The organism is Hallella multisaccharivorax DSM 17128 (genome assembly GCF_000218235.1).
GTDB classification, from domain to species: domain Bacteria; phylum Bacteroidota; class Bacteroidia; order Bacteroidales; family Bacteroidaceae; genus Prevotella; species Prevotella multisaccharivorax.
Genome location: NZ_GL945017.1, coordinates 1,809,191 through 1,819,724, shown reverse-complemented (window position 1 = coordinate 1,819,724; position 10,534 = coordinate 1,809,191). Strand labels below are relative to the sequence as shown.

The 10,534-nt window shown below is 39.8% G+C and carries 7 protein-coding genes and 1 pseudogene; all 8 read left to right on the top strand.

From position 1 onward, the window contains the following. Positions 1-489: pseudogene (locus tag PREMU_RS07890) on the top strand (TonB-dependent receptor); the annotation flags it as partial. 21 nt (positions 490-510) lie between these two features. Continuing rightward, complete coding sequence (locus PREMU_RS07885) at positions 511-1,521, top strand: radical SAM/SPASM domain-containing protein (protein WP_262502473.1); 1,011 nt, start codon at positions 511-513, stop codon at positions 1,519-1,521. Further along, positions 1,518-3,842, top strand: a complete 2,325-nt coding sequence (locus PREMU_RS07880; protein ID WP_007574400.1) for an outer membrane beta-barrel family protein — start codon at positions 1,518-1,520, stop codon at positions 3,840-3,842. Before PREMU_RS07885 ends, PREMU_RS07880 begins: the two co-directional genes overlap by 4 nt. A gap of 45 nt (positions 3,843-3,887) precedes the next feature. Next, on the top strand, positions 3,888-6,095 hold the full coding sequence (locus PREMU_RS07875) for a peptidase domain-containing ABC transporter (RefSeq protein WP_007574399.1): 2,208 nt from the start codon (positions 3,888-3,890) through the stop codon (positions 6,093-6,095). Between the two features lie 12 nt (positions 6,096-6,107). Further along, on the top strand, positions 6,108-6,584 hold the full coding sequence (locus tag PREMU_RS15660) for a hypothetical protein (RefSeq protein ID WP_007574398.1): 477 nt from the start codon (positions 6,108-6,110) through the stop codon (positions 6,582-6,584). Between the two features lie 212 nt (positions 6,585-6,796). Then, on the top strand, positions 6,797-6,988 hold the full coding sequence (locus PREMU_RS07860; protein WP_040558149.1) for a hypothetical protein: 192 nt from the start codon (positions 6,797-6,799) through the stop codon (positions 6,986-6,988). Between the two features lie 152 nt (positions 6,989-7,140). After that, positions 7,141-8,286 (top strand): radical SAM protein, encoded by a 1,146-nt coding sequence (locus PREMU_RS07855; RefSeq protein ID WP_007574395.1) that lies wholly within the window; start codon positions 7,141-7,143, stop codon positions 8,284-8,286. Next, entirely contained in the window at positions 8,279-10,333 is a 2,055-nt protein-coding gene (locus PREMU_RS07850) for a porin family protein (protein ID WP_007574394.1), read from the top strand. The genes PREMU_RS07855 and PREMU_RS07850 overlap by 8 nt, the downstream gene beginning before the upstream one ends. The last annotated feature ends 201 nt before the right edge of the window (positions 10,334-10,534 follow it).

Genomic DNA, 10,534 nt, shown 5'->3' with positions numbered 1-10,534 from the left:
TTCGCAAAGGACAATGGCGAAGGAACTCAGACGTTCAATATAATGCAGAACAATGTACAGAAGGAATCGTCAATCGTTGATTATCTTAGTCCAGGTCAGTCAACGACTTATTCCGCCAATGCTTATTATGTTGGCAAGATAGGAGGGCTGAATGTGGATTTCAATACAGATTATTATTGGTATGGCAAGAAGCAGTGGATGGACTTACACGAAATGGTGTTTGACGAATATCGCCAGGCAGAGACGGAAAAGTCAGATGTCTGCTCCTATCGCAACAATCGCAACTCTTTGTTGGCATCCAAACTTGTCCTTAGTATTCCTTTGTTGAATGGCACTTTTTCGTTGGGCGGTGAATACAGTCATGTGAATCGAAGAAGTCACTACCAAGTGGATCCTGAAGTGGTTGATAACGAGAAAGAAAAAGTCAAGGAGTCAATGACTTCTGCGTTCGTTGACTATAGCCGTAGATTCGGGCAACTGACGATGTAAGCAGGGCTTCGCTATGAATACATCAACTTTGACTATTATTACAATGATTTCAAATGCCCCTATTGCTATGAGACCAAATTATCCCACAAAACCATGAATACGTCTACAATGGAACAAATTATTAAGTTTGTAGAAAATTCTGGGTGTAAAACCGTTAATTTATGCTGGCATGGAGGTGAACCTCTTTTGGCATTTGAAAAAATGCATTTTTTGTTGAATAGGCTTTATAATATATCCAAATTAAAGATTATTACACATTCAATGGTAACGAATGGGTTTCTTTTAGATGAAAGAAAGTGTAATATACTTAAGGACTATAAAATCGATAATATTCAAATAACTATAGACGGAAATCGGGACTTTCATAATAAGAGTCGAGTTCATAAAGAGGGGATTCCTACATTTGACAGAATTATTGGAAACATTGAAAATGTTTTTACGTATATTCCGTCATGCCATGTTACAGTTCGGGTAAATTTGCGGGAAGAAAATAGATATCAGTTTCCTGTACTTTACAATGAATTGAAGAAGCGATGGGGAAATAACAATTATTCGTTTGACCTCGCTCTTGTTAATGACATAAATAATTCATGTAATGTTGCCTGCCTGCCAAACAAAGCAAAAGTTAGCCTAATGAGAGAACTGTATGAAAAATATAGTATAAGAGATATTCATACAACTATTTCTCCACAAATAGGAGGATGTACTGCTACATGTATTAATTCTTTTATAATCGGGCCAGAGGGAGAAATCTATAAATGTTGGGTTGATGTGGGTAAGCCTCAGAAGGTAATAAGTAGTATCTTTGATAATAAATTAAGGAACACCATTCTTCCATCCTACATTGTAGGATCAGATATGTTTTCAGACAAAAAATGTCACGACTGTGCTTTCCTTCCCTTATGTGATGGTGGATGTGTGGTTAGAAGGTACAACCAATACCATGGAGGAGAAGAGTATGATTCGTGTCCTTTAGACAAGGAAGACTTTTATGATTTGCTGGAAATGAAATTAAAAATGGATTGCTTATGAAAAAGACAATACACTATACTCGTAAAGTGTTTGTTTTCATGCTCATTTTCATGGTTCAAGTTGCGTATGCCCAAGAATTGAAAGGAACTGTAACAGATGAACACGGAAGCAGCATAGAGTTTGCTAATGTTGTCGTCTTGTCGGCGGACTCAAGTTTCATATCAGGAACGACCACTGATGGCAAAGGTAAATTCCACGTTCAGAGGCCCAAGGATCACTCTATATTGAAGGTTACATACATTGGATATAGAGATAACTATGTGGATTTAGACCGACTGCCAGCCGATTCCATGCTAAGGGTCTGGCTACAAAAAGGCGAGATTCAGTTGTCTGAAGTGACGGTAAAAGGCAACCGTCCTCTGTTCCGCCAAAAAGAAGGTGTGTTGACCACACAAGTTCATGGCACCATACTGTCCAAGATCAACTCGATTTCTGATCTCCTCTTACAGATTCCAGGAGTCGTAAAAGGCCGTACGGGCGATATCGAGACCTTTGGGAAAGGCTCCCCCATTATATACATCAATAACCGGGAAGTCAAGTCGACAGATGAGCTGGACAGACTTGTTCCGTCGGACATCCAGCAGGTGGAACTGCTCACCTCACCCGGACCGAAATACCGGGCCAATGGCAGGGCTGTCATTAAAATAACGACGGTCAACAAAGAAGAGGGCTTCTCTTTGCTGGCGAGGGGCTTGGTCAGTCAGAACGAGAGAACGTCCTTTGGGCAGAGCGCCCGATTAGGTTATCAGTTCAAAAACATCAACATCACAGGAAGCTATGACTATGAGCACGCTCGTAGCTCATCTACACAGCCTTCAGTAAAGGAGTTGCATGTGGGGAACAACATCCATCGCTATGAAAGCCCGCAACGGAGCAAAGAATCTACTCCAAAGCTCAACTTCGCTCTTAGCATCGACTGCTCCATAGACACTTGCAATTCTATTGGTTTATCATGGGATGGAAATACATATAAGGACACAGAAGACCGCAATGCAGGCCTTGGCTATTCGTTGAATGGAACGGCTGTGCAGAATACTCTGGTGGCAAACAGATATAAGAATAGCGTCACGTACCATCACTTGAACACGTTCTACTTGCTTAGCAAGCAAAGCTGTACCTTTGGCGCATACGCAGATTTCGTTCACAATAACAACGATTATCATCAAAACACCAATGAGTCGACAAATGATCTGTCAACTCTGAATACGGTCAGCGACGGTGATGCCAAGCAAAACATAATGTCGCTGAAAATAGACTATAACCAGAAGTTGGGAAACACCACGAATCTGTCCTTGGGCGTGGACTTCTCGTATACCAAAGCGAGGGGAACTATCAACATCTCGTCCAACAGCATGAGCAACTCTTCGTATAAGACTCACGAATACCTATACGGAGCCTATGTGGAACTCAGTAAAAGATTCGGTTCTGTCTCTACGAAGGCAGGCGTAAGATATGAGGATTACATCTACAAGTACAATAATTTGATAAGCCAGATTGGGAGTAAGAACACCTTCAACAACTTGTTTCCTTCGCTGAGCATTTCTTACGGCAAGGGAGGCTGGAGCCATACCTTATCGTTCACCTCCCAAGTAGTGAGACCGTCCTTCCGGCAAATGAGCAATTCAAATTACTACATGAATGAATACATGTACCAACGGGGCAACCCACAACTGGAGCCGACACGTATCTATCAGGCACAACTGTATTCCACCTACAAATGGATAACTTTGTCTGCCGGCTATTCTTTCAAAAAAGATTATATACAATCATACTTTGAGAATAGTGGCAACGACAACATCATTGTCACCACCTACAAGAACTTTGATCATATCCAAAACCTCAATTTCTTCATCAACGTGCAGAAGAACTTTGGCATTTGGTCGCCCTCGCTGACGGTAGGCCTTGACCAGCCTTTCTTCAAAAGTGAATATCTGGGCCGACAGATGCGACATAACAGAGCCTCGTTCTACTGTGTTCTGAGCCAAATCCTGAGCCTTCCTCACGATTATATGATCTCTTCCTATATCTACTTTAACAGTGGTGGCAACCAAGGGTCGGTGGAACTTCTTCCGTTCCACACCACCAACATTACTCTGCAAAAGGCTTTCTTCAAAGGCAAGTTGACCATCAGCCTGCAAGGAAGCGACTTGTTCAGAGGTATGAAATTCAGGGAGAAGGACAAAATCGGATCCTTGAACTTCAAACAAACGGAGGACTACCATCTTTGGAAATATTCCTTCAATGTAACCTACAGGCTTAATTCCAAGAATACCAAGTATCGTGGCAAGAACACATTGGACAAGGAGATAAAACGATTATAAAAATAACAACTACAAGAAAATCGATTTATAGCGGTTAAATACTGAATGAATAGAAAGTTTCCTATCTCTTTGCAGCACGATGCAATGTTATGTGGTATTGCATGTTTACAAATGGTATGCGACTTCTATGGCAAGAACTATACATCTAAACACTTGTCAAAACTATGTTCGGTGACCACGGAAGGTGTATCTCTTTTTAGCATAGACGAGACGGCCAAAATACTTGGTTTTCATACATTATGTGCGAGGATTGAAACAAATATATTATTAAAAGTGTTATCCCCTTGCATTCTTCACTGGAACCAAAATCACTTCGTCGTCCTATACAAAGTCAAAAAGGGCAGGAAGTTCTATGTCGCTGACCCTGGCAAAGGTCTTGTAAAATATAATCTTGAAGAGTTCAAGAGTCATTGGATCAGCACACGTTCTAATGGAGAAGAGAAGGGCATAGCGATGTTCCTGGAGCCCACGCCCAGTTTCTATTCCCACAAGGAGGACGGTGAGAGTGAAATGAATAAGAATCCACGGTCATTCCGTTTTCTTTTCGGCTATGTGAGGAAGTACAAACGCTATTTCGGACAAATAGTGCTTGGGCTTATCATGGGCAGTTTGTTGCAGCTCGTCCTGCCGTTCCTCACGCAGTCCATCGTCGACGTGGGCATCAAGAACCAGAACCTTGGCTTTATCTGGCTGATACTGCTCGCTCAGCTGATGCTCACCTTCAGCCGTACGGCCATCGACTTCATCCGCCGGTGGCTGTTGTTGCATATCTCCATGAGGGTCAACATCTCGTTGGTGAGCGACTTCTTCATCAAACTCTTGAAGTTGCCGATGTCTTTCTTTGACACAAAACTCATGGGCGACCTCATGCAGCGGATGAACGACCATAGCCGTGTGAACAACTTCCTCACCAGCCAGGCATTGAGCGTGACCTTCGCCATGCTCACCTTCGTAGTATTCACGGTGGTGCTGCTGTTCTACAACAAGCTCATCTTTGCCATCTTCCTTGCGGGCAGTCTGCTCTACGGCCTTTGGATGACACTTTTCCTGCGCCGCCGCAAGGTGCTTGACTATGAGCTCTTCGAACAGCAGGCCATCAACAACAACAAAACCTACGAGTTCATCACGTCCATGCAGGAGATCAAGCTCCAGGACTGTGAGCAGCGACGTAGGTGGGAATGGGAGGATACGCAGGTGGACCTCTTCAACGTACAGATGAAGTCGCTGAAGTTGCAGCAGACGCAGGAGGCCGGCAGTATCCTCATCAACGAGGTGAAGAACATCGTCATCACCGTCGTGGCAGCCGCTGCCGTCATCCACGGACAGATGACGCTCGGCATGATGCTCGCCGTGCAGTATATCATCGGACAGCTCAACTCACCCGTGGAACAGCTCATGAATTTCTTCTATTCACTGCAGGACGTGAGAATCAGCCTGGAGCGCATCAATGAGATCCACCGCGCCGAGGACGAGAACGGGAAGAATGGCCTCAGAACCTCGCTGACCGACAACAACAAGGGCATCGACATCGAGGACATTATGTTCAAGTACGACCTTCATGCTTTGCGCAAGACCTTGGACGACGTGACGATACGCATCCCCAAGGGGAAAGTGACGGCCATCGTTGGTGCCTCGGGCAGCGGCAAGACCACGCTCGTCAAGCTCATGCTCGGCTATTATCCCGTCTTGGAGGGTCAAATCAATATTGGAGGCACGGACGTTAACACGCTCAACAAGAAATGGTGGCGCCGTCAGTGCGGTGTGGTCATGCAGGACGGTGTCATCTTCTCGGAGAGTATCGCCCGCAACATTGCTGTTGACGACGGCGACATCGACAAGGAACGACTACTGAAGGCTGCTCAGATTGCTTGCATACATGACTATATCATGTCATTGCCGTTAAAGTACAATACAAAGATAGGCCGTGACGGCGTGGGACTGAGCCAGGGACAGCGTCAGCGCATCCTCATCGCCCGAGCGGTGTACAAGAATCCCGACTATATCTTCCTTGACGAGGCCACCAACTCGCTCGATGCCAACAATGAGAGAAGCATTGTGGAGAACTTGGATAAGTTCTACAAGGGAAAGACGGTCGTGATTGTGGCTCATCGCCTAAGCACGGTGAAGAATGCCGACCAAATCGTGGTCATCGACCATGGCAAGGTGGTTGAGGTTGGCAACCATGAGTCTTTGACCGCCAAGCGAGGAGCATACTATAACCTTGTGAAGAATCAGTTGGAATTGGGAAACTAAAAAACTTTTGATATGGAACAGAAAGAAAAAGAATCTGATAACATCGAGTTGAGAAGCGAGAAGGTGAGAAACGTGATAAGCAAAGTTCCTCCTCGTCTCGTCAGCTTAGGGACTGTTATCATTACGATAATAGTCCTCGCTCTCGCAGTTGCTTTCTACAAGATACCTTATCCTATATCCATAGAGGCTACTGGTGAGGTCATCAATCAAAGAACAGTGCAAGTGTTTGTGCCATACAAGTATTTGTATCTTTTCAACGAGCCAAGAACTGCTCATGTTTCTTTCGAGGGCAACGACAATGCATCTTATAACTGCGACATCATAAGCCATAATACTAAACTCATACATAGAGAAGATGGCAACTATTTTATGGCTATAGCCACAATGTGTACACAAGGACCAAATACCTTTGTGTTGCAAAAGTACATGAAAACCGATGTCAGAATCATCGTCAGCGACAAAACGTTATGGCAGCAGGTATTCGGATAGGCTATGTCTGATGGTGACTTGTATGTGACTATTAAGCTGGCATTTGGTATTTATACAGAATTGAGGTGTATATAGGTTTTGTATATGTTAAACTTTTACGAAAAACTTTAAATGTTTTATCCAAAAATCGTTTCTTTTGAAAAATATACTTACTTTTGTAAAGCAAAACCCATAACGCTTTAGTTGGGTAACTTTATACATAAAGATTTATTATGAAAAAAGTAATGTTAAGCAACAAAACACTTGATGAGAACGTTGCGTTATTGAACGAATTTCTTTCACAAAAAGGAATGTCACAAGTAAGAGGAGGAGTGCAGGAAGAGTCACTGAAAGATGACAAAAAATTAGAACCAGATTGGGGAAATACTAATTATTGCGAGTCAACTCGTCCAGTCAGAAGATAATTCCGCTAATGTTAATTAAACAAGTTACACCAAGTTAGATGCCTAACTTGGTGTAACTTGTTTAATCCAAAAATGACAATGTTTTAATTTGGTTGTTTTTGTGATATAGTTGTCATAAAAACAATTTGCTTAAAATTTGAAGATAAATTATTATGGTTTTTAACGAGCTCATTTTAAAAGTGACAAGTTGTTGCAATTTGAATTGTGATTATTGTTATGTTTTTAATCAGGGAGACTATTCTTATAAATACGAGCCAAATGTTATGCCTTTTTCTCTGATTACAACTGTTATATCAAGGATTAAGGAACATTGTGAGGCACATAAGGTTGATATGTTCTTGATAATCTTTCATGGTGGTGAACCTTTGATGGCTCCCAAACAATTTTATAGAGATTTCATTGCCCAAGCAAAAGAGAGAATAACCTCCACCGAAATACTCTATGGCATACAAACTAATGCCACCTTGCTTACTCAAGAATGGATTGACCTATTTGATGAATTGGATATTGCTATAGGGATTTCCCTTGATGGAACTCGAGAATCTTCCAAACATAGAGTTTATCGCTCCACAAGACAATATGCTTATGATAATATTATCAAAGGTGTTGAACTACTAAAGTCCAACGCTCTTCCTGTTAATGTGTTATGCGTTATCAATACTAGCGTTTCTCCACTTGCAATTTACTCTAATTTTAAGGAAATAGGAGTTGATAATGTTGATTTTTTATATCCAGATGTAACAGTTGATACTGGTAGTGATTCACATACAGGTGCATGGCTTTCAAAAATGTTTGATTTGTGGTATGAAGACAATGATACCCAAAAGCCGATGATTAGATATTTTGACACTGTTGTTAGTTTACTTTTGGGTATAGAACGAGGATATGAGATGTTAGGGAGAAAACCAAACAAAACTATAAGTTTGAAACCCAATGGCAATATAGAATTGGTTGATAATCTCAAGATTTGCGGTGATGGCTTCACTCATACAGGAAAGAACATTACAGATAGTACATTTGATGACATTGCTCAAAACTCTGTAATGCAAAAATATTATTACTCTCATTCAGATAAAATGCTATGTGAAAAGTGTAAGAATTGCTGCATAAAAGATATATGTGGAGGAGGCAATATCGCTCATCGCTATTCTAAAGCCAATGGTTTTGATAATCCGTCAGCTTATTGTAAGCATATACTTCATTTTGTTGCACATGTGCAAGATAGATTATTTGAGGATTTGCCAAAAGTTTTTAACACTAATAATGTTGTTCGTATAAAAGAAATGATACATGAATAGAATAATCCTTACACTTTCCTTGGTATTAGTATTTGTGCATAACGTTTATGCACAACAAGATTCTATTGTAACTAAATCAAGTGAATTATCCGAAGTTATTATAGAAAGTAAACGTATTGTACATCATAATAATTATGATTCATATTTGCCTAGTATGTTGCAAAAAAAACATGCAGCAAATGGACTCGATTTATTACATATTATAAGATTACCTCGTATTCATGTAGACCAAGTCGAGATGACAGTTAAAAGCCTTGTGGAAGGAGAAGTGCAAATTCGTATAGACAATGTTCCTTCCACTGTGTCAGATTTGCAAGCCTTAACGGTTGATAGGGTATTGAGCGTCGATTATATTTCTACTCCAGGTTTGAAATATGGTAAAGGTGTGGCTGCTGTAATTAATATCAAAACAAGAAGGGAAAATGTAGGAGTTGCCTGCGGCTTAAATGCAATGAATGCTCTTACGACAAGTTATAATGATGATAATGTTTGGTTAAAATTTACAAGCAAACAATCTGAATTTGGAGTACGCTACAATTTCAAACAGAACAGCAATGAAAAAGTAAAGACAATGAGCCGACAACACTTTATCGGAGATGGTAATGACGCAGTTGATGTAGAAAAAGATGGCAAATACAGCGACAGCCATTATACAAGTCATGATGTAACTCTATCATATAATATTACAAATAATAAAAAGCGTGTGTTTGATGCGAAGTTGTCAACCTGCTGGAACGGTTTCCCAGACAGATACCTTATAGAACATATAATAGATAACAGCAATCAATATGAAATGATGACATTCAATAAAAATAACGAGAAACGCCCGATGCTCAAATTATATTATGGCGATGCTATTGGAAACAATACAATCTCCGTTTATTTGGCAGCGGCTTATGCAAGTAGTATTTATGATAGAAGTGTAAATGCGTCAATGTTGAAAAATTCATATAATGTAAAGGGAGAAAAGTACAGTTCTTTAGGAGAAATCAATTTTAGCCATAGTTTTACAAATGCAAGTGAACTAAGTATCGGTTACCAACAAACAGGTGAATTTACAAATAATCAGTACAAAACTGAAAGAGAATATTTTGCAACCATGCATAACGACTCTCAATATTTATTTGCTGCATACAATCGTAAACTACAAGAAATGAGTTTAATTTTAAGTGCAGGTGTCAGTCGTGAACATTTTAACGGAGAAAATGATAAATATACGTTTTGGTCGTTCCGTCCCAACATAATTTTTAACTATAGTCTTAGTGATAAGATGATTCTTGCCTATAGTTATGAGCGTAGTACTTCAGTACCAAAGCTTGCCCAATTAACAGAATTTACAAGATTAGACAACAAGTATGAACAGGTTGCTGGAAATTCCAATTTGAAACCTTTCACTACAGATAGAAATGAAGTTAAGCTCAATTATGATTTGGGAAAAACTTATTTCTCCTTATCTTTTAATTATGATTACTCCCACAAAATGATATGTGATGCTCCTGTTTCATTAAGTAATGGTATATACACTTATTCTTTTTGGAATGGTGCAAATAAACATCATTTTAATTTTAGCTTTTATGCGGAACAGTATCTTTTTGACAAAAAGTTTTTTATCTATGTTATGCCATATATGGTAAGAGATATTATGACTAGGGGAATAAAACATACAAATTCTTATTGTAGCGTCAAGGCTGGTTGTAGTATTTATTGGGGTAATTTTAATATAGATTTTGATTATAGTTCATCTTCGGAGGATTTGACAGGTGAAACTCTGTTACATAATTTTGCCAACAATTCGTTATGTGTGGGCTACAAATATAGAAATCTGTCTGTGAAATGTGGTATGAAAAATCTTTTCCGTAATTCGGGAACAGGAAGTCGAGAGGATTATCTCTCAAATATAGCATTTTCCTGCAAAGAAATACGAAATTATGCTTTTGGTAATATGCTATATTTAGCATTGTCATGGAACTTAAGTTCTGGGAAGAAACATATTCAACAGAAAGTCAAAGCATCAAATGCAAACTTAGATACAGGAATTATAAAATAAAGAAGTGAATTGTTTCATAGTTTCCTTTTAATATGCAGGTATTCTGAAATAAAAGCAGAATACCTGCTATTCATTTTTAGCTATTTGATAGACAAAAGTTATAATTTCCATAAATTTCTCCTAGTAAGTTATGAGATATTTAGAAAATTGTCGTATCTTTGCAAACGAATTGAGGCGTTCTTTGTATATTGCAAAATACAG

Coding starts and splice junctions, on each gene's coding strand:
- PREMU_RS07880 (WP_007574400.1), top strand. CDS start 1,518: ATGAAAAAGACAATACACTATACTCGTAAAGTGTTTGTTTTCATGCTC.
- PREMU_RS07875 (WP_007574399.1), top strand. CDS start 3,888: ATGAATAGAAAGTTTCCTATCTCTTTGCAGCACGATGCAATGTTATGT.
- PREMU_RS15660 (WP_007574398.1), top strand. CDS start 6,108: ATGGAACAGAAAGAAAAAGAATCTGATAACATCGAGTTGAGAAGCGAG.
- PREMU_RS07860 (WP_040558149.1), top strand. CDS start 6,797: ATGAAAAAAGTAATGTTAAGCAACAAAACACTTGATGAGAACGTTGCG.
- PREMU_RS07855 (WP_007574395.1), top strand. CDS start 7,141: ATGGTTTTTAACGAGCTCATTTTAAAAGTGACAAGTTGTTGCAATTTG.
- PREMU_RS07850 (WP_007574394.1), top strand. CDS start 8,279: ATGAATAGAATAATCCTTACACTTTCCTTGGTATTAGTATTTGTGCAT.